The organism is Rhodoplanes tepidamans, from assembly GCF_030813915.1.
GTDB classification, from domain to species: domain Bacteria; phylum Pseudomonadota; class Alphaproteobacteria; order Rhizobiales; family Xanthobacteraceae; genus Rhodoplanes; species Rhodoplanes tepidamans.
In genome coordinates this window covers 68,300-91,211 of record NZ_JAUSUJ010000003.1, presented here as the reverse complement: position 1 = coordinate 91,211, position 22,912 = coordinate 68,300, and the positions used below count along the sequence as shown (strand labels likewise).

The following is a 22,912-nucleotide window of genomic DNA, read 5'->3' as shown; positions in this document are numbered from 1 at the left end:
CCCCCCCATTCCAAACGGCAGCGGCGGCCGAAATTGCGGCCGCCGCGTTTCTGCTCCGAATCGTTATGTTTCCGCCGGACGTGAATCACGATCAGGCGGCGACGCCGCCTACATCGCCACCTTCCTGTTGTCGCCGAGGGCCGGCCGCGTGTTGGTCACGGCGGCGGCGGCCATCTTCACGTAGCTCACCACGGTGCCGGGCGAGTCCCAGTACTCGGCGTCGTTCGGCGTGACGGTGAGGATGCGGATGTTGGGATCTTGCGGGCCGTCCCACCAGGCCTTGGCCGGCGTCGACCACAGCTCCTTGATCTTGGCGAGATCGTAGGAGACGGCGGCGCGGCCGGTGAGCGAGACATAGGTCTGGCCGCGCGAATCCGCGAAGGCGAGGCAGACATGCGGATCGCGGGCGATCTCGTCGTCCTTGTGGCGACGGATGTCGGTGAGGAACAGGATCGCGTTCTCCTCGCGGCGCACATAGGCGCCCATCGGCCGGGCCCGGATCTCGGCGCCGTCGCGCGTCGCCAGCATGCAGATGCCGACCTTCTCCATGAGGCCCCACACCTTGTCGGCGTCCTGCCGGTCCTTGCTCACATCGCTCATGCGGTCCTCCTCGCGCGGGTCCTCGGCCGAGCGGAGCGCCCGGCGGTCGTCGGACCAACAGAGCCGCGCGGGCGAGGTTCCCCGCGGCCGGTCCGGCGCGCCTCGCCGGCCGCGTCCCGCCGCGACACGGCCCCCGCGCCCCGAGCGGCCAGCACCGCTCAGGCGGCATGCCGTGAGCGAGGCATCATGGTGCCTCCATATTGTGCGACTTCTCGTACGTATTCGCACTATATGTTGTGCCGATCGCGGATTTTAAGAGTTTGTTAGGCGCCCGGCGCAACCAATGGACGTACTGCAGAACGGATCAGCGGACCCTCGGGTGCGGCGCATGGATGACCCATCGCCGGCCGACCTCTCCGCGCGTCCCCGATCCGCGACGTTGTCCATGTGCCGAGGTCATCATGAAACTGTCCGACGTGCGAATTCTCTGGAAAGTCCTGGCCTGCATCGGCCTGCTCGCCGTCATCTTCGCCGGCACGGTCTGGTACGCGACCGGCCAGATGCGGGAGATCGACACACGCTACACCGAACTGGTCGGACAGAAGGCGGTCGGCATCCGGTCGAGCCTGCGCACCAACATCTCGGGCTACAATTTCGGCCGCCTCACCTGGCGGCTGGTGGCGCAGACGGACCCGGCCGAGATCGCGGCGGTGATCCGCGACGTCGCCGCCAACAACAAGGAGTTCCTCTCCCGGCTCGAGGAGACCCGACGCCTGCTGCCCGAGATGAGCCGCCGGCTCGACGACGCCAGACGCCTGGCGGAGGCGGCGATCGGCGTGTTCGCCCAGCTCGAGCGCGCCATGCTGGACGGCCGGCGCGACGAGGCCATGCGGCTCACCCACGAGGTGGCTCGGCAGCTCGACCCGATGCGCGAGATCCTGCGCACCGTCACGGTCGAGTCCGACAAGGCCATGCAGGCGACCTCGGCGGAGGAATCCGCCGCGACGGACCGGACGATCGTGACCACCGTGACGGCCGCCGCGGTCGCTTTGGCGGTGGTGCTGGCGCTGTGCGTGATGCTGATCCAGCGCGGCGTCGTGCAGCCGCTGCGGCGGCTCGCCGGGACGATGGAGCGGCTCGCCCACGGCGAGTACGACGTCGAGATCGAGGGGCTCGGCCGCCGGGACGAGGTCGGCATGATGGCGCGCAGCGCCGGCGTGTTCAAGGCGAACGGCCTCGAGATGGCGCGTCTGCGCGACGAGCAGGTCGAGGCCGAGAAGCGGGCGGCCGGCGAGCGGCAGGCCGCCGTCCACAAGATCGCCGACGACTTCGAGGCGGCGGTGAGCGAGATCATCGGCACCGTCTCGGCGGCCTCGAGCGAGCTCGAGGCGGCGGCGACCTCGCTCACCCGCACGGCGCAGACGACGCGCGACCTCTCGACCACGGTCGCCGCCGCCTCCGAGCAGGCCTCCGCCAACGTGCAGTCGGTGTCGGCGGGCGGGCAGGAGATGGCGGCCTCGGTCAACGAGATCAGCCGCCAGGTGACCGAGTCGACCCGCATCGCCGGCGAGGCGGTGCGGCAGGCCGAGAAGACCGACACGCGGATCGGCCAGCTCTCGCACGCCGCCGGCCGGATCGGCGACGTGGTCAAGCTGATCACGGCGATCGCCGAGCAGACCAACCTGCTCGCGCTCAACGCCACCATCGAGGCGGCGAGGGCCGGCGAGGCCGGGAAGGGCTTCGCGGTGGTCGCCCAGGAGGTCAAGGCGCTCGCCGCCCAGACCGCCAAGGCGACCGGCGACATCTCCACCCAGATCGCCGACATGCAGATGGCGACCCAGGATTCGGTCGGTGCGATCAAGGAGATCGTCGCGACCATCGCCCGCATCGCCGAGATCGCCTCGGCCATCGCGGCGGCCGTCGAGGAGCAGGGGGCCGCGACCCACGAGGTCGCCCGCAACATCCAGCAGGCGTCGATCGGCACCGGCGAGGTGGCGCGCACCATCGTCGAGGTGAGCCGCGGCGCCAACGCCACCGAGGCGGCCTCCGAGCAGGTCCGCTCCTCGTCCGCCATGCTGGCCTACGAGGGTGCCAAGCTGAAGGACGCGGTGCGCGACTTCCTGATGAGCGTGCGCACCGGCCCGCTCGATCGCCGCAAGCAGGACGACCCGAACTACAAGGGCCCGGAGCGCCGTGCCGACCGGCAGGCCGCCTCGCGCGGCGCGGCGGTGCTCAGAAAGGCCGGCTGACCGTCGCCACGACCCGGCGGGCGGTATGGGGCGGGGGAGCCGCGCCATGCCGCCCAGGAACCCGCGCGCCGACCCGCCGTTGTCCATCCAACGGTAGGGAGTTGCAGAATGCGCACGCGGATCCTGGTGACGGGGCTGGTCTACATGATGGTGCAGGCGGTGCTGTTCGGCATCGGCACCATCCTGATCGTGTCGACGCCGCTCGCCGCCGACGCGCGGACCCTGATGCCGCTGCACATCGTGATCAGCTTCGTGGTCGCCGTGCCGATCGCGTGGTATCTGGCGCCGCGCCTGCGGGCCCGCTACTGGCGGCGGCAGGAGGCCCGGGTCGCGGCCGGGATGGAGCCGGAGTCGGCCGGATCGCCGCCGCGGCGGGTCTGATCAGGATCGTGACACGCTCACCGGGCGCCCCCAGCCCGGCGAGCCGACCGGCCGCCCGTCGAGGGCGACGGTTCGCCCGCGCACCAGCGTGCGCACCGGCATGCCCTGCACCGCGAATCCCTCGAAGGGCGTGGCGTTGCCGATCGAATGCAGCCCGTCGGCCGTGATCCGGCCGCTGCGCGCCATGTCGACCAGCACGATGTCGGCATCGGCGCCGATCGCCAGCGTCCCCTTGCGCGGCCACAGGCCGAACGCCCGCGCCGGCGCCTCGCACGCCATGCCCACGTACCGGCCGAGCGTCAGGCGCCCGCGCGACACCTCGGTCAGCATCAGCGGCATCGAGGTCTCGACGCCCGGGAAGCCGGGCGCGCAGTCCCAGATCACCTCGCGCGTCTTCTCGGATCTCAGGTGCGGCGCGTGGTCGGTCGAGAGGATGTCGATGGTGCCGTCGAGCAGCGCCTCCCACAGCGGCCCGGCATGGCCCGGCTCGCGCACCGGCGGCTTCACCCGCATGAAGGTGTCGCCCAGCCGCGCGCCGTCCTCGGTCGAGAGGAGCAGGTAGTGCGGGCAGGTCTCGACCGTCAGGTCGACGCCGCGCGCCTTGGCGAAGCGGATGTGCGGCAGCGAATGCCGCGTGCTCTCGTGGGCGATGTGCACCTTGGCGCCGGTCCACGCGGCGAACACGGCGGTGCGGCTCACCGCCTCGACGGCGGCGAGGTCGATGTGTTGCTCGAGGTGGGCGGCCGCGTCGGTGCGGCCGGCGGCGCGCAGCCGTTCGCCGCGCCACGTCAGCAGCGGCGTGTTCTCCGCGTGCACGGTGCAGCGGATGCTGAGCCGCGCGAGAATCTCGAAGGCCTCGACGATGGCGCCGTCGGGCGGGCAGGGCACCAGCGGGTTCTCGCTGCCCATGTAGAGCTTGAAGCTGGCCGCGCCGGCCGCCGCCATGTCGCCGAGCTGATCGAGATTGTGCTCGCCGATCAGCCCGTAGAGCCCGTAGTCGACGATCGCCTGGCGGGCCGCGATGGCGTGCTTCTGCGCCAGCGCCGCGACGCTCGCGGTGGGCGGGTTCGTGTTCGGCATGTCGAACACGGTGGTGACGCCGCCGACCGCGGCGGCCTGCGTCGCGCTCGTCCAGGTCTCCTTGTGCGAGAAGCCCGGCTCGCGGACATGCACGTGCACGTCGATGGCGCCGGGAAGGACGTGCAGCCCGGACGCGTCGATGGTCTCGCGCGCCGGCGGCATGGCGTCGGCCGTGCCGATCGCGACGATGCGGCCGTGGTCGACGGCGATGGCGGCTGCGATCGTCGTCTCGGGCGAGACGACGAGGCCGCCCGAGATCACCAGGTCGACGGGACGCCGCCCCTCTGTCTCGGTCACGGCACGATCTCCGCGATGGCGGTCGCGACCCCGAACAGATCGGCGTTGCGGACCCGCAGCGAGGCCGCCATGTCCCGCACCTCGCGCACCAGGGCGTCGGTGTCGAAGGTGGTGACACGGCCGTGGTCGAGCACGATCCGGCCGTCGACCATCACGGTGTCCACGGCCGCTCCGGTCTCGGCGAACACCAGCTGGGCGACCGGATCGTTGAGCGGCGTCCACCATGGCGTGTCGAGCCGGTAGAGCACGAGATCGGCCGGCGCCCCGGGAGCGATCGCGCCCAGGCCCGGCCGACGCAGCGCCGCGGCGCCGCCCGCGGTCGCCATGCGGAGGACGTCGCGCGCCGTGATCCAGCGGCTGCGGTCCGGCTCCGCCGCGCGGTGGCTGGTCGCGACCGCCCGCATCGCCTCGTGCAGCACCATGTTGTCGTTGGCGCTCGCCCCGTCGGTGCCGAGCGCGAGCGTCACGCCCGCCCGCAGCATCTCGGGTGCGCGGGCGAGGCCGGTGCCGAGCCGCGCGTTGCTCTCCGGGTTCAGCACGGCGACGACGCCGCGCTGCGCCATCAGCTCGATGTCGGCGTCGTCGAGCCAGATCGCATGCGCGCAGGACCAGCGCGGCGACAGCACGCCGAGCGTCTCCAGGTGGCGCACCGCGGTCTCGCCGTATTTGTCCGCGGCGAGGCGGGCCTGCTTCCTGGTCTCCAGCAGATGCGTGTGGATTCCGGTGTCGTGCTTCTCGGCGAGCTCGGCGCAGAGGAGCAGTGCCGCGTCTGTGCAGCGGTCGGGATTGGACGGCGCCGGGAACACCGAGAGCCGGCCGGCGCGGCCGTGCCAGTGTGCGATGGTGTCGCCCATCAGGTCGCGCAGCTCGTCGACGCCCTGGGGCTTCAGGATTTCCACCTGCGCGATGCGGGCCTTCAGATCCTCCGGCAGCGGTGCCTCGGGAAAGATGTCGGCGAAGGCGCCGTCGAAGAAGCGCATGCCGAGCGCGGCGCGCAGGCCGGTCTCCTCCCAGGCGGCGAGCACGGCGTCCATGTCGGCCGCGGTGAAGCGCTGGCCCGGAAAGTGGTCGATCGCGGCGGTGCTGCCGCTCGCCATCATGCCCCAGGCGGTGAGCAGCACGGCGAGGCGGATCTCGTCGGCGGTGCGGCGCGAGGTGTGCGCCTGGGTCAGCCACATGAAGGCGGGATGGCTCAGCCGGTCGCCGAAGCCCGCCATGGTGCTCGACTGCGAATGCGTGTGGGCGTTGATCAGCCCCGGCGCGACGAGGCGGTTCGTCCCGTCGATGGTGGTGTCGGGACGCTCGGCGCCCGCATAGTCGCCGTCGCCCACCGCCGTGATGATGCCGTCGCGCACCAGCACGTGGCCGCGCCGATGAATCGCGTCGGACGCATCGAGCGTCAGGATCGTCGCGTCGCGGATCAGCGTGATCATGCTGTCGGTTCGGTCTGGGGCTCGGTCGCCGGCGCGACCGGAACCACGGCGCCGTCGCGCATGTCGAACTCGAGGCCGATGCCCTCGCGGACGGCGCGGTCGTAGACCATGCCGGCCGTGATCACGTCCTGGGCCGCGATGCCGATCGACTTGAACACCGTGATGTCGAGCCCGGGAGGCACCGGCGGCACCGCACCCGCGGCGAGGAACGTCCCGATTTCGCCCGCGATCTGCTCCCGGCGCAGCACGCCGCTGGCGAGCGTCAGCGCGAGGTCGCCGGCCCGGGTCGTCGCGCCGTCGAAGTGGTCCATGAACACGCGGGCGCGGCGCATGAATCCGTCGTCGACCTCGCGATGGGCCGGGCGGTTGCCGCCGCCGAGGATCACGAAGGTGCCGGGCCGCACCGCGTCGCCCGGAAAGATCGGCGTCTCGGCCGTGGTGACGGTGGCGATCACGTCGGCGTCCGAGGCGGCGCGCGCCGCGTCGGTCTCCACCGTGATGTCGGTGCCGTCGAGCTCCGGCCGGCCGGCGAGCTGGGCGGCGAGGCCGCGGGCCCGCTCGGCGTTGCGGCCGACGATCACGACGCGAGCGAAGCGCCGCACCGTCGCGAGATACAGCACCGTGGCGGGCGCGATCTTGCCGGCCCCGAACACGGCGAGCGTGTGCGGCGCCGCGGGTGCCAGCAGGCGCGCCGCCGCGGCGAAGCCGGCGGCGGTGCGGTGGTCGTTGAACGACGAGGTCGCCATGTGGGCGAGCGGCACGCAGGCGACGCCGTCCCACAGGACGAGGCCGCTCGACGCGGTGCGCGACAGCCCGGCGTCGCCCGCATAGGCGTGGATGTTGGTCTTCACCACGAAGCGGCGGTCGAAGGAGTGGCCGGCCAGCACCAGGGCGCCGCCCTTCGGATCGGAGCGCAGGACGTCGAGCCGGCCGGGCGCCGGCATCTCGCCGGCCGACTGGCGGCGATACGCCTCGTCGGAGGCCGCGATCGCGGCGGCGGGATCGATCAGGCGCTCGATGTCCCGTTCGGACAGAAGCCTCATGATGCAGTCTCGTGGGAGCCGGCGGGCGCGGGCCCGCCGAGGGGATGGGACGGGCTCAGGCCCGCCAATGGACGAAGCGCTTCTCGCCGGCCGAGGTGAGCCAGAAGACCGACATGGCGATGGTAACCGAGGTGACGACCGCAGCCCAGAGGAGTTCGGTCTCGCGCATCTCGCCGGAATCGAGGATCAGGTTGCCGAGCCCCTTGGAGCCGGTGATCCACTCCGACAGCATGGCGCCGAGGATGGCGCTCGACGCGGCGATGCGCATGCCGGTGAACAGGAAGGGCAGCGCGTAGGGGATGCGCACGTAGCGCATCTGCTGCCAGCGGCTGGCGCCGTAGACGTGCATCAGCTCGGCGGCGTTGCGGTCGGCGCCGGCGAGCCCGCGCATCAGGTTCACCAGCAGCGGGAAGAACGAGACGATGGTCACCACGGCCATGCTGGTGCTGATGCCGCGGCCGAGGAACAGCATCGCGAGCGGCGCCACCGCGGCCACCGGGGTCGAGCGGAAGGCGATCACCACCGGCAGCGAGGCCTGGGCGAGGTTGCGGCTCATCGAGAAGGCGAGCGCGATGCCGGTGGCGAGCACGGTGCTGACCGCGAGGCCGAGCGCCGCAGCGGTCAGGGTGAAGGCGGTCTGCGTCCCGATCACGCCGATATTGGCGACGAAGGCCTGCGCCACCGGTCCGGGCGGCGGCACCAGATAGGGCGGGATCTTCAGGCCGACGACGATCAGCTGCCAGGCCAGCACGAGGACGCCGACGGTGAGGACGACCAGGGCGAGGTTCCGCCCCGCGCGGAGCGCCGGGCTGGGCCTGTCGAGGGAGACGGTCGCGTCGCTCATGGCTGGTCCGCCAGCTCGGTGGCCGGCTCCCAATAGATGGCGAACCGCTCGATCGCGGCCCACACGGCGTAGCCGCTCGCCGCCAGGAGGCAGGTGAGCACCACCGAGAGCCAGACCTTCGGCGTGTCGTAGGCGAACAAGGCGTAGAGCATCATCGCCCCGACGCCGCGGTCGGCACCCGCCCACTCGGCCGTGATGGCGCCGAGCACGGCGGAGGGCGCCGCGATCTTCAGCCCGGCGAACAGATAGGGCAGGGCGCTCGGCACCAGCAGATAGCGCAGCATCTGCAGCCGCGTCGCCGAGAGCACGTGCAGCATCTCGCGCTGGCGAGCGTCGGCGGCGCGCAGGCCCTGGATGGTGCCGACCAGCATGGCGAACTGGCTGGTCAGGGCGGCGATGGCGATCTGCAGCTGCGAGCCGGTGCCGATCCAGGTGGCGAGCAGCGGCGCCAGCGCGATGATCGGGATCGAGTGCAGCGTGACGCCGAGATTGTAGACCGGGCCGTAGAGCGGCCGCACCAGCACGGCGAGCGAGGCGGCCGTGATGGCGATCGAGGCGGAGATCGCGTAGCCGATGGCGGCGCGCAGCGCCGTCTGGCCGACATTCTCGGTGATCAGCCGCGGATCCCGGATCGCCTCGGCGATGACCTGGCTGGGCGACGGGATGAACACCGGGAGCAGGCCGGCGCGCTGCGCCGCCTCGGCGGCGCCGAGCAGCACCGTCACGGTGAGGAGCGGGCGCCACGAAGCGGCCGCCGTCCGGCGCAGGGTCGCGGCGGCGTCCATCAATAGGCCTCGACCGGCTCGCCGGCGCGGGCCGGCTCGCTCTCGCGGCCGAACAGGCCGTCGCGCACCTCGTTGACGCAGTCGTAGAACGCCGGCGTGCGCATCATGTCGAGGCTGCGCGGGCGCGGCAGCGGCACGTCGACGACGCCGGCGATGCGGCCCGGGCGCGCGCTCATCACGTGGACGTGGTCGGACATGAACACGGCCTCGGCGATCGAGTGGGTGACCAGCAGCGCCGTGGTGCCGGACTCGGCCCAGATGCGCAAGAGCTCGAGGTTCATGCGCTGGCGGGTGATCTCGTCGAGCGCGCCGAACGGCTCGTCGAGCAGCAGGATGTCGGGCTGCAGCACCAGCGAGCGGGCGATGGCGACGCGCTGCTGCATGCCGCCCGACAGCTCGTGCGGCAGGGCCCGCTCGAAGCCCTTGAGGCCGACGAGCTCGATAAGCTCGTCGGGCGTCTTGCTGGAGCGACGCGTGCTCTTGCGGCCGACGACGTCGAGCGGCAGCTCGACGTTCTGCCGCACGGTGCGCCACGGCAGCAGCGTCGGGCTCTGGAACACGAAGCCGATCGCGTGCTCGTGGCGCGCGGTTCGCGGCGAGTCGCCGGACAGCGTGACGGTTCCCGCGAAGGGCTGCATCACGTCGGCGACGAGACGCAGCAGCGTCGACTTTCCGCAGCCGCTCGGCCCGATGATCGAGCCGAAGCTGCCGGCCGGAACGTGCAGGTCGACCTTGTCGAGGGCGACGACCGGCTGGCCGCGCCCTTCGAACACCATCGTGACCTGCTCGACCTTGATATTTCGCGACACTGCTGCGTCCGTCCCTTCGTCAGGCCTTGGCGGCCGCTTCGGCGAAGCTCGGATCGCACAGATCCGTCGCCTTCATGTCGCCCTTCACGAGGCCGACGCTGCGATAGAGCGCGATGATCTTGCCGAACAGATCCATGTCGAGCGTCAGGAGGCCCTTGGTCGCCGCCGGGCCGGCCTCGATGAACGCTTTGCTCTCCTTGATCTCGGCGAGCTGCGCGTCGTAGACGAGGCCCGGATTGCCGTACTTCTCCACCATCAGCTTGGCGGTGGCCTCCGGATTGGCGAGCGCCCAGCGCCACGACTCCGCCGAGGCGCGCAGGAATTTCACCACGAGCTCGCGGTTGTCCTTCAGGAAGTCCTCGCGGGCGTAGATGGTGCCGGTGGTCTCGGGCAGGCCGAGGTCGTGGGCGTTGAGCGTCACGATGTCGATGCCGCGCGTCTTCAGCATCACGCCCTGGTTGGTGGAGTAGCCGGCGTAGCCGTCGATCTGGCCGGAGACGAGCGCCGACGGATCGGGCGCGGACGGCACCAGATTGACCGAGGACGGGTCGAGGCCGGCCTCCTTGATCAGATAGAGCATCATGGGCCGGCCGGAGGTCGCGGTCGCGATGGTCTTGCCGGCGAGCTGCTTGACGTCGGTGATCGGCGTCTTGGCGAGGCTGATGATGCTGTACGGGCTCTTCTGGAACACCGTGCCGATCACCTTGATCGGGATGCCCTTCTCGCGCGCGACGATGAGCGGGCCGATCGGCCGGTCGCCGATCTGCGAGCGGCCGCTCGCCACGTTGGCGACCGGGTCGATGTTGGGGCCGCCCGACACGAAGGTCGGGTCGATACCGGCCTTCTTGTAGATGCCCTGGTCGATGCCGGCGAAGTAGCCGCCGTACTGGATGCTCTTGATCCACGAGAGCTGGAACGACACCGCCGTCTCGGCCGCGAAGGCGCGCGATGCGCCGCCGAGCCCGCCGAGCGACAGCATCGCGGCCGACGCGGCGGCGCCGCCGCCGATCTCCAAGAGCCTGCGCCGGCTGAGCGAGCGCTCGTCTGAGGTCATCGCGGTCTTCCTTTCTGGCTGGATGGGCGCGGGCGGGCGTCCCGGGTGACCCGGCGGCGCGCGGGGGAACGTGCGGGCGTCTCAGCAAGCGACGTGCCACGCGCCGGCCGCGCCGCTTCGGCATCCGGAAAACGCGGGGCGCCCATGCGGGCGATGTCGGCCGCCGCCTCGGCGATGTGGCGGTCGAGCAGCGTCGCGGCGCGGTCGGCGTCGCGGGCGAGCGCCGCCTCGACGATCGCGGCGTGGGCGCTGCCGGTGATCCGCGGGTGGCGGCCGGCCGCCTGCACGGCGATGCGCCGGTAGCGGTCGAAGCGGTCGTGCAGGTCGTGACAGAAGGCGAGCAGGAGGGGCGAGCCGCAGGCGTCGATCAGGGCGAGATGGAAGCCGCGATGCAGCGTCTCCCAGTCCTCGTCGACCAGCTTGTCGGGGGTGCGCGGGCGTCGCGCCAGGCGGTGATGGGCGGCGAGAATCCGCGCCTCCCAGGCGTCGTCGCCATGCGCGATGGCGTCGCGCAGCGCCATGCCCTCGAGCCGGATGCGGGTTGCCGCGATGTCGTCGAGGTCGCGGCGCGAGATCGGCGCGACGCGGAAGCCGCGCTGGCCGTCCTGGATGACGAGGCCGCGCCCGACCAGCTGCGCCAGCGCCTCGCGAATCGGGCTCATGCCGACCGCATAGGCCTCGCACAAGGGCTCCAGCCGCAGCCGGTCGTCGGGCTTCAGCCGGCCGAACAGGATGTCGGTCGAGAGCCGGCCCTGCACGGCCTGGGCGATGGTGCGGATGTCGGGCTGGTCCATGGCGGATCCTCCGCCGTGCCCTCAGCAAGCCCCGGGCCAGCACACTTTGCATGCCAGGCCGTGCCGCGCCGCGCGCCATGCCGACAAATTAGGCAGTGTCGTAGGCAAAGTGCATCTTTGTACGCAAAAAGGCAGAATTTCGAAAATCCAGGCGCGGGCGCCGGGGCCACCGAGTCCGGGACGCGGACCCGCGGCCGGGGCCTCGGACCGAGGACAGTCCGCTGCGCTACCGGCGGGAGGCGAAACCGCATGCGGCGCCCATGGAGAAGATGGCACACGCATTGCTGAACCCGGATCACGACCCCGCCGCGTGAGGCCCGCATGACCGAACCGATGGATCTGATCCGCCCGCGCCGGCCGGAGCGCCGCATCGTGCTGGAGGCGAAGGGGCGGCCGGTCGCCATCGACGCGTCGCGCACCGCGCTCGTCGTCGTCGACATGCAGAACGACTTCCTGAGCGACGACGGCTGGTTCGCGGCGCGCGGCATCGACGGCAGCTGGGCGAAGGCGCTGTGTCCGGTCATCGATCGCGCCACGGCGCTGGCGCGGCGCGAGGGGCTTCCGGTGATCTGGGTCAACTGGGGCACGCGGCCCGATCTCCTGGAGATCCATCCCTCGCACCGCAGGAAGGCGCGGCCCTCGTCCGGCGATCCGGGCTACGAGCAACGGGTGAGGAACGGCCGCGGTCCGGTGCTGGAGCGCGGCAGCTGGGGCGCTGCCATCGTGCCGGAGCTGACCGTCGCGGACACCGACCTCCAGGTGGAGAAGCACCGCTACACCGGCTTCTTCGACAACGAGCTCGACAGCGTGCTGCGCAACCTCGACGTGACGACCCTGCTGGTCGCCGGCATCAATCTCGACCGCTGCGTGCTGGCGACCGTGATGGACGCCTGCCACGCCGGCTATGACGCCGTGCTGCTCGCTGACGCGACCGGCACGCACGCGCCGGCCTTCTGCGCCGAGGCGGCGCTCGTGCTGATCGAGCAGGTGTTCGGCTTCGTCTCCTCGTCGGCGGCGCTGGCCGCCGCGTTCGCGGCGGCCGATCCTCCGCCGTCACCTCGAGACGGTGGCGCAGCGGTCTGATGGCGCTCGGCATGTCCGGCCATGACGGAGAGAGCGATCGAAGACCTCCGCGGCCGGGACTGAGCGCAGGCCGGGGGCGCTTCGGTGGAAAGAGGGCTCGGGCTACGGCAGCGCCGCGGCGATCTCGGCGGCCAGGCCGTGCAGCGCGACGTTGCGGGCGCGCAGGTGCTTCACGAGATCGCGCACCTCGCGCAGGACGGGCTCGGGATCGAAGGCGCGAATCCGCCCGCCCTCGACCAGCACGCGGCCGTCCACCACCACGGTGTCGACCGTCGCGCCCGAGGCGCCGAACACGAGCTGCGCCAGCGGGTCGTTGAGCGGCGTCCAGAACGGCGCCGCGAGATCGTGCAGCACGAAGTCGGCCGGCGCGCCGGGCGCGATACGCCCGAGCTCCGGCACCCGCATCACGGCGGCGCCCGATCGCGTCGCCATGGTCAGCGCGTCCGCCGCGGTCGGCCAGCGGCGGCGGTCGGGCTCGCCCGGCCGCTGCAGCATGACGGCGAGCCGCATCACCTCGTGCATGTCGAGATTGTCGTTGGTGGAGGCGCCGTCGGAGCCGAGCGCCACCCGCATGCCCGCCGCGAGCATGCGGGCGACCGGCGCGATGCCGGCGCCGAGCTTGAGATTGCTCTCCGGATTGTGGACCGCGATGGCGCCGCCCGCCGCCATGCGGGCGATGTCGTCGTCGCCGATCCAGATCGTGTGGGCGCAGGAGAGCCGGTCGGTGACGAGGCCGAGCCGCTCCAGATGCGCCACCATGGTGGTGCCGTAGCGCGTCTGCGCGATCTCGGCCTGGATCCGGGTCTCCAGCAGATGCATGTGCACGGCGGTGTCGTGGGCGACGCCGATGTCGCGCACCGCTTCGAGCAGCGCGTCGCTGCAGCGGCTGGGGTTGGACGGCGCCGGGCACAGGCGGATGCGGCCGTCGGCCGCGCCGTCGTGGCGGGCGATCGCGTCCTCGATCAGCGCCAGGCAGTCGGCGAGCGGCGGCGGCGCGAGCGGATTGCCCGTGACGGAGGCCGGCAGGCCGCCGGGCGGGTCGATGTCCGTGTAGGGCTCGTCGAACACGCGCAGCGCCACCAGGGCGCGCAGCCCCGACATCGCATAGGCCTCCACCACGGCATCGACGTCGCCGGAGAGGAAGCCCTGCTCGGGAAAATGATCCACCACCGCCGTGGTGCCGCTCTTCAGATGCTCGATGCAGCCGAGCAGGGCGGAGAGCCGGATCTCGTCGGCCGTGCGCCCCGCCGTGTCGGCCTGGTTGAGCCACATGAAGGCCGGATGGCTCAGCACGTCGCCCGTCCCCTTCAGCACGTTGAGGGGCGAGTGCGTGTGGGCGTTGACGAGGCCCGGGACCAGCAGCCTGTCGCGTCCGTCGATCGTCGTCGTGCCGGGCTCGACGGTGGCGGAGGGATCCCGCACCGCGGCGATCCGCGGTCCTTCGACCAGCACGTCTCTCCGGGCGGGCGCCGAGACGGCGTCGAGCACGAGCACGTCGCGGACGAGGAGGCGGTTCTTCATTGTCGGCCTGTGAAATCGAGGGCGGGTGCGCAGGCTTCTGCAATGCGCATGCCAGAGCAATGCGCATGCCAGAGCAATGCGCATGCCAGCGCAATGCGCATGCCATGGCAATGCGCCCCGCCAGGTCATGGACGCATGCCGCCCGCCGCCGTCACGCCCCGTGCGCGGTCGCCGTCTTCCGCGCGGGGATGCGGGTCGCCTGCGGCGCGGCGGGGGCCTCGCCGGCGTCGACGTCCTGGGCGTGCGCGGCGTCGTCGGGCGGCAGCGCCGACTTGGGCCGTGCGCCGCACGGGATCTCCAGCGTGCAGGCGAGCCCGGTCGGCCGCCAGTCGAGCGTCACCCGGCCGGCGATCTGCTGGTTGATGCTGGCCTCCAGGATCTTGGTGCCGAAGCCGCGCGATTCGGGCTTGCGCACCGGCGGGCCGCCGGTCTCGGTCCAGCGCAGGATCACGCGTTCGCCGTCGAACCGCCAGGCGACGTCGAGCGCGCCGGTCTCGACCGACAGGGCGCCGTACTTCACCGAGTTGGTAGCGAGCTCGTGCAGGGCGAGTGCCAGCACCTGGGCGCGGTCGGGCGGCAGCGAGACGGTCGGCCCGTCGGTGGCGACCCGCGGGCCGCCGCGCCGATAGGCCTCCAGCTCCTCGTCGACGAGCCGGCGCACGTCGGCCCCCTGCCAGCGCGACTCGGAGAGCAGGGTGTGCGCCTGGGCGAGCGCCCGGATGCGGCCCTCGACGGCCGCCATGTAGGCCTGCGGATCGCGCGCCGTGGTGAGCCGGACGATCGCCTGCACGATGGCGAGCGCGTTGCGGGCGCGATGGTCGACCTCGCGGGCGAGCAGGAGCTGGCGCTCCTCGGCGAGCTTGCGGTCGGTGATGTCGATCGTCACGCCGCTCACCCGGGCCGGGCGGCCGCGCTCGTCGGGCGTCACGGCGGCGGCGCAGATGCACCAGCGCTGCTCGCCGTCGGGCCGCACGATGCGGGCCTCGACCTGGAAGGTCTGGCGCTCGCCTTCGGACCGCAGGATGCCGCGGATTCGTTCCAGGTCTTCCGCCACGATCATCGGCCGGATGACCTCGAAGGTCGGCCGGAAGCTGTCGGGATCGACCCCGAAGATGCGGTACTGGCCGGGGTCCCACACGCAGTCGCCGGTGCGCACGTCCCAGTCCCACGCGCCCATCTGGCCGGCGGCGAGCGCGACGCTCCGCCGCCGCTCGCTCTCGCGCAGCCGCTCGGTGGAAGCTTCGAGCGCGGCGGTGCGCTCGGCCACCCGCTGCTCGAGATCGCGCGCCAGCGCCTCGAGCTGCCGCGTCTTGCGGAACAGGTCGACGAAGACCCTGACCTTCGCCCGCAGCACCTCCGGAATGACCGGCACGGGCACGTAGTCGACGGCGCCCATCTCGTATCCGCGCACCCGGTCCTCGTCGGACAGGTGCACGGCCGAGATGAAGATGATGGCGGTCTGCTCGAACCGCGGGTGGTCGCGGATCATGCGGGCGAGCTCGAAGCCGTCGAGCTCGGGCATGCACACGTCGACCAGCACGACGGCGACGTCGGTGCGCAAGAGGTGGCGCAGCGCGTCGCGGGCCGAGGTGGCGGTGATCAGCCGCTCGCCCAGCTCGCGCAGGATCACCTCGTAGCTCATCAGCTTGGCCGGCTGGTCGTCGACCAGCAGGATGTCCACCGGTTCGTGCCTGTCCGTGTCGCGGCGGTCGGTCTCACGCATGATCGAGTGCGCCTCAGCGGTGGAGCCACATGCGCAGCGCCGAGAGGAGCTGCTCGGTGTTCACCGGCTTCGCCAGATAGTCGGACGCGCCGGCCTCCAGGCACTTCTCGCGGTCGCCCTTCATGGCCTTGGCGGTGAGGGCGATGATCGGCAGGCGGCCGAAGCGCGGATCGCGCCGGATCGTCTCCATGGTCTCGTAGCCGTCCATCTCGGGCATCATGATGTCCATCAGCACGAGGGCGAGGTCCGGCGTCGCCTCGATGAAGTCGATCGCCTCGCGCCCGGTCGTCGCGGTGAGCACCCGCATGCCGCGGCGCTCCAGCACGCTCGACAGGGCGAAGATGTTGCGGGCGTCGTCGTCGACCAGCAGCACGGTGCGGCCGACCAGCAGGTCGTCGGACTCGTGCAGCCGTTCGAGCATGCGGCGCTTCTCCGGGCTCATGCGGGAGACCTGGCGGTGCAGCACCAGTGCCGTCTCGTCGAGCAGCCGCTCGGGCGATTCGACGCCCTTCACCACGATGCTGCGGGCGAGCGTGCGCAGCCTCGCGTGCTCCTCGGCGCCGAGCGCCCGGCCCGTGTAGACGACGACCGGCACCTCGGCGAGCGCCGGGTCGTCGCGCATCGCCTCCAGCACGTCGAAGCCGCTGGTGTCGGGAAGCCGCAGGTCGAGCACCACGCAGTCGTGCGGGTCGTGGCGCAGCAGGGCGAGCGCCTCGGCACCGGTCTCGGCGGCGGCGATCTCGATGTCGTCGTCGCCGAGCAGCGCGGCGATCGCGGTGCGGGCCGCCCGGTCGTCGTCGACGATCAGCAGCCGCTTGCGGCGTGGCCTGGCATAGGCCTCGATCCGCTCCAGCGCCGCGCCGATCCCCTCGGTGGTCGTCGGCTTGCGGATATAGGCGAAGGCGCCGCGGGCGAGCCCGTGCTGGCGGTCCTCGTCGACCGTGACCACCTGCACCGGGATGTGGCGGGTCAGCGGATCCTGCTTGAGCCGGCCGAGCACGCTCCAGCCGAGCATGTCGGGGAGGTGCACGTCGAGCGAGATGGCGGAGGGCTGGTGCCGGCGCGCGAGCTCCGGCACGTCGGCGCCGCGCGTGGCGATCAGCACCTTGAAGCCGCGACGGTGGGCGAGGTCGGCGATGACGCCGGCATAGGCCGCGTCGTCCTCGACGATCAGCAGCACGAAGTCGCCGGGCGCGATCGCCTGCCGGTCGTCCCGGATCGTCTCGACCACCGAAGCCGGCTCGGCCGGGGCGTCGCCGGTCCGGCCCTCCAGGGCGAACGGCGACACGCCGCCGGCCGGCTGGGGCGGGCGGCGGGGCGGCAGCGCGGCCGCGGGCCGCAGCGCCGTCGACGGCCCGGTGTAGCGCGACGGCAGGTAGAGCACGAAGGTGCTGCCGGTGCCGGGCGTCGAGTGGAGCTGGATCTCGCCGCCGAGCAGTGCTGCGAGCTCGCGGCTGATGGCGAGGCCGAGGCCGGTGCCGCCGAACCGGCGGCTGGTGGACGCGTCGGCCTGCTGGAACGCCTCGAACACGATCTTCTGCTTGTCGGTCGGAATGCCGATGCCGGTATCCGACACCTCGAAGGCGACCACGCTCGCGGCGCGGGAGAGCACCGGGTGGGTCGGCGTCCAGCCAGAGGTCGCCCGCGTCACGCCGAGCCGCACGGAGCCGCGCTCGGTGAACTTGAAGGCGTTGGAGAGCAGGTTCTTCAGCACCTGCTGGAGCCGCTTCGGATCGGTGACGATGCTGCGGCCGAGCGCCGCGTCGGCGTCGACCGAGAAGTCGAGCTGGCGGGTCTCCGCCTCGTGCCGGAACGGCCGCGCCACCGCGTCGAGCAGGTCGGAGAACAGAAGCTCCTCGGCCTCCACCGTGACGGTGCCGGACTCGATCTTGGAGAGGTCGAGGATGTCGCTGATCAGGTTGAGCAGGTCGGTGCCGGCGCCGTGGATGGTGCGGGCGAACTCGACCTGCCGGTCGGAGAGGTTGCGGTCGGGATTGTCGGCGAGCTGCTGGCCGAGGATCAGGATCGAGTTCAGCGGCGTGCGCAGCTCGTGCGACATGTTGGCGAGGAACTCGGACTTGTACTTCGAGGTCAGCGCCAGCTCGGCCGCTTGCTCCTCCAGCGCGCGGCGGGCGTGCTCGATCTCCTGGTTCTTGCGCTCCACCTCGACGTTGCGCTCGGCGAGCTGCTGGGCCTTCTGCTCGAGCTGCTCGTTGGTCTGCTGCAGCTCGCGCTGCTGCGCCTGCAGCTCGGCGGCGAGCTGCTGCGACTGCTGCAGCAGGCCCTCCGTCTGCATGGTCGCCTCGATCGAGTTGAGCACGATGCCGATGCTGGCTGTGAGCTGCTCCAGGAAGGCGATCTGCAGCGGCTTGAAGTTGCCGATCGAGGCGAGCTCGATCACCGCCTTGACCTGGTTCTCGAACAGCACCGGCAGCACGACGATGTTGCGCGGCGTCGCCTTGAACAGCGAGGAGACGATCGGCGGCGCGTCGGGCGGGATCTCGGTGACGAGCTGGCGGCGCTTGTCGACGGCGCACTGGCCGGCGAGCCCCTCGCCCGGCACCAGGATGGGCTTGTGACCTTCGTCGAGACTGTCGGCATAGGCGGAGAGCAGCCGCAGCCGCGGCGCCGCGTCGACCTCCATCTGATAGATCACGCCCTGCTGGGCGCCGACCAGCGGGGTCAGCTCGTCGAGCAGCAGGCGGCCCACCGTTCCGAGGTCGCGCTGGCCCTGCAGCATGTTGGTGAAGCGGGCGAGGTTCGTCTTCAGCCAGTCCTGCTCGGTGTTGCGCTCGGTGGTGAGGCGCAGGTTGTCGATCATGGTGTTGATGTTGTCTTTCAGCTGCGCCACTTCGCCGCGCGCCTCCACCTGGATCGAACGGGTGAGATCGCCCTTGGTCACCGCGGTGGCCACCTCGGCGATGGCGCGCACCTGGTTGGTCAGGTTGGCGGCGAGCAGGTTCACGTTGCCGGTGAGGTCCTTCCAGGTGCCGGCGGCGCCCGGCACCACGGCCTGGCCGCCGAGCCGTCCTTCCACGCCGACCTCGTGGGCGACGCGCGTCACCTCGGAGGCGAAGCTGCGCAGCTGCTCCACCATGGTGTTGAGCGTCTCCTTGAGGAGCAGGATCTCGCCGCGCACGTCGACCGTGATCTTCTTGGAGAGGTCGCCGCCCGCGATGGCGGTCGCCACCTCGGCGATGTTGCGGACCTGGGCGGTCAGGTTCGACGCCATGAAGTTGACGTTGTCGGTGAGGTCCTTCCAGGTGCCGGCGACGCCGGGAACGCCGGCCTGGCCGCCGAGCTTGCCCTCGGTGCCGACCTCGCGGGCGACGCGCGTCACCTCGGCCGCGAAGGCGTTGAGCTGGTCCACCATGGTGTTGATGGTGTTCTTCAGCTCGAGAATCTCGCCCTTCACGTCGACGGTGATCTTTCGCGACAGGTCGCCCCGCGCGACCGCGGTCGTCACCTCGGCGATGTTGCGGACCTGGGTGGTGAGGTTGGCGGCGAGCAGGTTCACGTTGTCGGTGAGGTCCTTCCAGGTGCCGGCGACGCCCGGCACGTTGGCCTGGCCGCCGAGCCGCCCCTCGGTGCCGACCTCGCGGGCGACGCGCGTCACCTCGTTGGCGAAGCGGTTGAGCTGGTCGACCATCGTGTTGAGGGTCTCCTTCAGCTCCAGGATCTCGCCGCGCACGTCCACGGTGATCTTGCGCGACAGGTCGCCCGAGGCGATCGCGGTCGCCACCTCGGCGATGTTGCGCACCTGCGCGGTGAGGTTGCCGGCCATGGAGTTCACCGAGTCGGTGAGGTCCTTCCAGGTGCCGGCGACGCCGCGTACCTCGGCCTGGCCGCCGAGCTTGCCGTCGGTGCCGACCTCGCGGGCGACGCGCGTCACCTCCGAGGCGAAGCCGTTGAGCTGGTCCACCATGGTGTTGAGCGTGTCCTTCAGCTCCAGGATCTCGCCCCGCACGTCCACGGTGATCTTCTTGGAGAGGTCGCCCTTGGCGACCGCGGTCGCCACCTCGGCGATGTTGCGGACCTGCGCCGTCAGGTTCGACGCCATCGAGTTGACCGAGTCGGTGAGGTCCTTCCAGGTGCCGGCGACGCCCGGCACGGTCGCCTGGCCGCCGAGCTTGCCTTCGGTGCCGACCTCGCGGGCGACGCGCGTCACTTCCGAGGCGAAGCCGTTGAGCTGGTCCACCATGGTGTTGATGGTGTCCTTCAGCTCCAGGATCTCGCCCCGTACGTCGACCGTGATCTTGCGGGAGAGGTCGCCGCGCGCCACCGCCGTGGTGACCTGGGCGATGTTGCGCACCTGGTCGGTGAGGTTGCCGCACATGGCGTTCACCGAGTCGGTGAGATCCTTCCAGATGCCGGCGACGCCCGGCACCACGGCCTGGCCGCCGAGCTCGCCCTCGGTGCCGACCTCGCGCGCCACGCGCGTCACCTCGCCCGCGAAGGCGTTGAGCCGGTCGACCATCGTGTTGATGGTCTCCTTGAGCTGCAGGATCTCGCCCGACACCGTCACGGTGATCTTTTTGCCGAGATCGCCGCCCGCGATGGCGGTCGCCACCTCGGCGATGTTGCGCACCTGCGCGGTCAGGTTCGACGCCATGAAGTTGACCGAGTCGGTCAGATCCTTCCAGGTGCCGGCGACGCCCGGCACGGCCGCCTGGCCGCCGAGCTTGCCCTCGGTGCCGACCTCGCGGGCGACGCGCGTCACCTCCGAGGCGAAGCCGTTGAGCTGGTCCACCATGGTGTTGATGGTGTCCTTCAGCTCCAGGATCTCGCCGCGCACGTCGACCGTGATCTTGCGCGAGAGGTCGCCGCGCGCCACCGCGGTGGTCACCTCGGCGATGTTGCGCACCTGGTCGGTGAGGTTGCCGCACATGGCGTTCACCGAGTCGGTCAGATCCTTCCAGGTGCCGGCGACGCCCGGCACGGTCGCCTGGCCGCCGAGCTTGCCGTCGGTGCCGACCTCGCGCGCCACCCGCGTCACCTCGGAGGCGAAGCTGCGCAGCTGGTCGACCATGGTGTTGATCGCCTCCTTGAGCAGGAGGATCTCGCCGCGTACGTCCACGGTGATCTTCTTGGAGAGATCGCCGTTCGCCACCGCGATCGTCACCTCGGCGATGTTGCGCACCTGCGCCGTGAGGTTGGACGCCATCGAGTTGACGTTCTCGGTGAGGTCCTTCCACACGCCCGAGACCTCGCGCACCTGCGCCTGGCCGCCGAGCTTGCCCTCGGTGCCGACCTCGCGGGCGACGCGCGTCACCTCCGACGTGAACACGCCGAGCTGCTTGATCATCGTGTTGACGATGGTGGCGGACTCCAGGAACTCGCCCTCCAGCGGCCGGCCGTCCACCTCGAGCCGCACCGTCTTCAGGAGATCGCCCTGCGCCACCGCGGCGACCGCGCGGGTCACCTCCTTGGTCGGCCACAGGAGGTCGTCGATCAGGCCGTTGACCGAGGTCTCCATGTCGGCCCAGGCGCCGACCGCCGGGCTGAAGCGGACGCGATGCCGGGTGCGGCCCTTGCGGCCCACCGCCTCGCCGACGCGGGCGAGCTCCTGGGCCATGCGCTCGTTGGTGGCGACGATGTCGTTGAACGCGTCGGCGATCTTGCCGGCGAGGCCGAGATGGTCGCCGCGCATGCGCACCGAGAAGTCGCCGCCCCGCATCGCCTGCAGGGCGGCGAGGAGCTCGCGGAGCGCTTCGCGGTCGGCGTCCGGCGCGGTCTCGGCCTCCTGCCGGGCCAGGGCGGCCGCCACCACGGGTGCGTCGGCCTCCGTGGGGCCCTTCCGGCTCTCGCGCCTGACCGTCATGGTTCGCTCCTCGAGGGTGGATGGGCCGCAGACGGGCCGAGGCGCCGCGGGCGGCCCGGTCGCGCCCAGGGCGCGGCGCGTGAGTACCGTTCATGCGAACGACGCCGGGCCCGTTCGGTTCCGCCGAAAGACGTCAACGGACGACTCTTTCCTGGGGTTCCGTCTGCGGCGGGCCGCAGCGGCGGACTCCGGAGGGACGCTTCTCGCGGCCCGGTCGCGGCGTCGCCGGGGCACGGAAAGGTCCCGGCTCACCCTCGCACGTCGGCACGGCGCGCGCGCGGTATGAAGGTGCCGGCGAGACGGTGCGTCGGAGCCGGTTTCGGCAGCGACGGGCGAAGAGGGCGGAAAATCGTGTCGGCAGAAAGGACGCGCTGAACCCATGGGGTCTTGTTGTCCGGCTTCGCGGCGTCTTTATGAACCGTGCACGCCGCATGCGCCGTGTGAGGGGGCGCACGGAACGGTCGAGACCGCCATGCCCTCATGCACGCGGCCTCGTCCGCCGCGTGGGTCGCGCGAGGCCGTTCCCGCAACCCCCTGGAGGCCGCCATGACGCCCGATGCCGCCGTCAGCCCGCTGTCGCACCGTCTCGCCGGCTTCGCGCTCCACGCGCTCGTCTCCGGCCTGCCGATGGCCGCCTCGATCGTGCTGCTGACCCGGCTGCTGGGCTGGGGCTCGTTCTCCGAGGGCCCGGTCGGGCCGATCGTCTTTTCGGTGCTGTACGTGATCTTCTCGGCCGCCCTCGAAGCCTGGGCGGGCCCGCGCTGGCCGCGCCTTCATCCCGCCGGCATCGGCCACATCTGCTTCGACGTCAGCCTGCCGCTGGCCGAGCGCCTCGAGCGCCTGCGCCTCGACCCGCTCGCCTTCCGCCACATCCTCACCCAGCTCGCCATGGTCTCGCTGCTCGCGCTCGCCGTGCTGACGGTGCGGTGAGGGCGGGCGCCAGATCGAATCCTGACGGATTGATCACGGCAGGCCGATCCGGGCTATGGTCGAACCTCGGGTGTGACGCCCGAGGTTCAACAAGCGAGACTTCCATGATCGTGACCATCGTGACGTTCGAGCTGCCGCAGCCGACGACACTCGCCGAGATCACCACGACCTTCCAGTCCACGGCGCCCAAGTATCGCGGCCTGCCGGGCCTGTTGCGCAAGAACTACTGGCTCAGCGAGGACGGACGCCGGGCCGGCGGAGTCTATGTGTGGGAGAGCCGGGCCGCGGCCGAGGCGCTCTACACGGACACGTGGACGGCGTTCGTCACCGAGAAGTACGGCAAGCCCCCGAAGATCGAGTGGCTGCTGTCGCCCGTGATGGTCGACAATCGCAGCGACACGATCGAGGTCGCGGCGTAGCGGGGTTCGCCGCGCGTCTGGTCACGCACCGGGCGCGCGGCGCTGCCGCCTTCGGTTTGCCGCCGGCGCGCTTCTGCGGGCGCGCACCCGCCGGGCTGACCCCGGC

17 protein-coding genes are annotated in these 22,912 nt (G+C 71.4%); 5 read left to right on the top strand and 12 right to left on the bottom strand.

The features are described from left to right. Positions 1-108: 108 nt before the first annotated feature. A complete protein-coding gene (locus J2S22_RS04895; protein WP_272777174.1) occupies positions 109-600 on the bottom strand; it encodes a pyridoxamine 5'-phosphate oxidase family protein in 492 nt (163 codons plus the stop codon). Between the two features lie 401 nt (positions 601-1,001). On the opposite strand from J2S22_RS04895, the gene J2S22_RS04890 reads away from it, so the two are divergent. Both J2S22_RS04890 and J2S22_RS04885 read left to right on the top strand, forming a co-directional pair. Next, complete coding sequence (locus J2S22_RS04890) at positions 1,002-2,789, top strand: methyl-accepting chemotaxis protein (protein ID WP_272777173.1); 1,788 nt, start codon at positions 1,002-1,004, stop codon at positions 2,787-2,789. A 108-nt stretch (positions 2,790-2,897) separates the two neighbouring features. Then, on the top strand, positions 2,898-3,170 hold the full coding sequence (locus J2S22_RS04885) for a hypothetical protein (RefSeq protein WP_272777172.1): 273 nt from the start codon (positions 2,898-2,900) through the stop codon (positions 3,168-3,170). On the opposite strand, the gene J2S22_RS04880 is transcribed toward J2S22_RS04885, so the two are convergent. The 8 genes from J2S22_RS04880 to J2S22_RS04845 are packed head-to-tail and all read right to left on the bottom strand — an operon-like array spanning position 3,171 to position 11,309. Further along, a complete protein-coding gene (locus J2S22_RS04880) occupies positions 3,171-4,547 on the bottom strand; it encodes a dihydroorotase (RefSeq protein WP_272777171.1) in 1,377 nt (458 codons plus the stop codon). It lies immediately after the preceding gene. Continuing rightward, positions 4,544-5,980, bottom strand: coding sequence for an amidohydrolase family protein (locus J2S22_RS04875; protein ID WP_272777170.1), 1,437 nt, complete (start codon positions 5,978-5,980; stop codon positions 4,544-4,546). Before J2S22_RS04875 ends, J2S22_RS04880 begins: the two co-directional genes overlap by 4 nt. Next, entirely contained in the window at positions 5,977-7,023 is a 1,047-nt protein-coding gene (locus tag J2S22_RS04870; RefSeq protein ID WP_272777169.1) for an ornithine cyclodeaminase family protein, read from the bottom strand. Before J2S22_RS04870 ends, J2S22_RS04875 begins: the two co-directional genes overlap by 4 nt. Before the next feature lie 55 nt (positions 7,024-7,078). After that, positions 7,079-7,867, bottom strand: a complete 789-nt coding sequence (locus J2S22_RS04865; RefSeq protein WP_272777168.1) for an ABC transporter permease — start codon at positions 7,865-7,867, stop codon at positions 7,079-7,081. Beyond that, complete coding sequence (locus tag J2S22_RS04860) at positions 7,864-8,652, bottom strand: ABC transporter permease (protein WP_272777167.1); 789 nt, start codon at positions 8,650-8,652, stop codon at positions 7,864-7,866. Before J2S22_RS04860 ends, J2S22_RS04865 begins: the two co-directional genes overlap by 4 nt. Beyond that, positions 8,652-9,461, bottom strand: a complete 810-nt coding sequence (locus tag J2S22_RS04855; RefSeq protein WP_272777166.1) for an ABC transporter ATP-binding protein — start codon at positions 9,459-9,461, stop codon at positions 8,652-8,654. Before J2S22_RS04855 ends, J2S22_RS04860 begins: the two co-directional genes overlap by 1 nt. A 19-nt stretch (positions 9,462-9,480) precedes the next feature. After that, positions 9,481-10,515 carry an ABC transporter substrate-binding protein gene (locus J2S22_RS04850; protein ID WP_272777165.1) on the bottom strand — a complete coding sequence of 345 codons (1,035 nt, stop codon included), beginning with the start codon at positions 10,513-10,515 and terminating at the stop codon, positions 9,481-9,483. After that, entirely contained in the window at positions 10,512-11,309 is a 798-nt protein-coding gene (locus J2S22_RS04845; RefSeq protein WP_272777164.1) for a GntR family transcriptional regulator, read from the bottom strand. The genes J2S22_RS04850 and J2S22_RS04845 overlap by 4 nt, the downstream gene beginning before the upstream one ends. Positions 11,310-11,630: 321 nt before the next feature. Between J2S22_RS04845 and J2S22_RS04840 the strand changes: the two genes are divergently transcribed. Continuing rightward, positions 11,631-12,392 (top strand): cysteine hydrolase family protein, encoded by a 762-nt coding sequence (locus J2S22_RS04840; RefSeq protein WP_272777163.1) that lies wholly within the window; start codon positions 11,631-11,633, stop codon positions 12,390-12,392. Positions 12,393-12,494: 102 nt separating this feature from the next. Here J2S22_RS04840 and J2S22_RS04835 read toward each other — a convergent pair whose 3' ends face one another. From J2S22_RS04835 to J2S22_RS04825, 3 genes are all read right to left on the bottom strand, one after another. Further along, on the bottom strand, positions 12,495-13,913 hold the full coding sequence (locus J2S22_RS04835) for an amidohydrolase family protein (RefSeq protein ID WP_272777162.1): 1,419 nt from the start codon (positions 13,911-13,913) through the stop codon (positions 12,495-12,497). A gap of 151 nt (positions 13,914-14,064) precedes the next feature. Further along, a complete protein-coding gene (locus J2S22_RS04830; RefSeq protein ID WP_272777161.1) occupies positions 14,065-15,636 on the bottom strand; it encodes an HWE histidine kinase domain-containing protein in 1,572 nt (523 codons plus the stop codon). 13 nt (positions 15,637-15,649) lie between these two features. Then, on the bottom strand, positions 15,650-21,313 hold the full coding sequence (locus tag J2S22_RS04825) for a HAMP domain-containing protein (protein ID WP_272777246.1): 5,664 nt from the start codon (positions 21,311-21,313) through the stop codon (positions 15,650-15,652). Between the two features lie 690 nt (positions 21,314-22,003). Here J2S22_RS04825 and J2S22_RS04820 point away from each other — a divergent pair. After that, positions 22,004-22,387, top strand: a complete 384-nt coding sequence (locus tag J2S22_RS04820; protein ID WP_272777160.1) for a hypothetical protein — start codon at positions 22,004-22,006, stop codon at positions 22,385-22,387. 104 nt (positions 22,388-22,491) lie between these two features. Continuing rightward, positions 22,492-22,806: a YdhR family protein gene (locus tag J2S22_RS04815; RefSeq protein ID WP_272777159.1), complete on the top strand. Its 315-nt coding sequence runs from the start codon at positions 22,492-22,494 to the stop codon at positions 22,804-22,806. Positions 22,807-22,912 lie beyond the last annotated feature (106 nt).

Coding starts and splice junctions, on each gene's coding strand:
- J2S22_RS04895 (WP_272777174.1), bottom strand. CDS start 600: ATGAGCGATGTGAGCAAGGACCGGCAGGACGCCGACAAGGTGTGGGGC.
- J2S22_RS04890 (WP_272777173.1), top strand. CDS start 1,002: ATGAAACTGTCCGACGTGCGAATTCTCTGGAAAGTCCTGGCCTGCATC.
- J2S22_RS04885 (WP_272777172.1), top strand. CDS start 2,898: ATGCGCACGCGGATCCTGGTGACGGGGCTGGTCTACATGATGGTGCAG.
- J2S22_RS04875 (WP_272777170.1), bottom strand. CDS start 5,980: ATGATCACGCTGATCCGCGACGCGACGATCCTGACGCTCGATGCGTCC.
- J2S22_RS04870 (WP_272777169.1), bottom strand. CDS start 7,023: ATGAGGCTTCTGTCCGAACGGGACATCGAGCGCCTGATCGATCCCGCC.
- J2S22_RS04865 (WP_272777168.1), bottom strand. CDS start 7,867: ATGAGCGACGCGACCGTCTCCCTCGACAGGCCCAGCCCGGCGCTCCGC.
- J2S22_RS04860 (WP_272777167.1), bottom strand. CDS start 8,652: ATGGACGCCGCCGCGACCCTGCGCCGGACGGCGGCCGCTTCGTGGCGC.
- J2S22_RS04850 (WP_272777165.1), bottom strand. CDS start 10,515: ATGACCTCAGACGAGCGCTCGCTCAGCCGGCGCAGGCTCTTGGAGATC.
- J2S22_RS04845 (WP_272777164.1), bottom strand. CDS start 11,309: ATGGACCAGCCCGACATCCGCACCATCGCCCAGGCCGTGCAGGGCCGG.
- J2S22_RS04840 (WP_272777163.1), top strand. CDS start 11,631: ATGACCGAACCGATGGATCTGATCCGCCCGCGCCGGCCGGAGCGCCGC.
- J2S22_RS04835 (WP_272777162.1), bottom strand. CDS start 13,913: ATGAAGAACCGCCTCCTCGTCCGCGACGTGCTCGTGCTCGACGCCGTC.
- J2S22_RS04830 (WP_272777161.1), bottom strand. CDS start 15,636: ATGCGTGAGACCGACCGCCGCGACACGGACAGGCACGAACCGGTGGAC.
- J2S22_RS04825 (WP_272777246.1), bottom strand. CDS start 21,313: ATGCGGGGCGGCGACTTCTCGGTGCGCATGCGCGGCGACCATCTCGGC.
- J2S22_RS04820 (WP_272777160.1), top strand. CDS start 22,004: ATGACGCCCGATGCCGCCGTCAGCCCGCTGTCGCACCGTCTCGCCGGC.
- J2S22_RS04815 (WP_272777159.1), top strand. CDS start 22,492: ATGATCGTGACCATCGTGACGTTCGAGCTGCCGCAGCCGACGACACTC.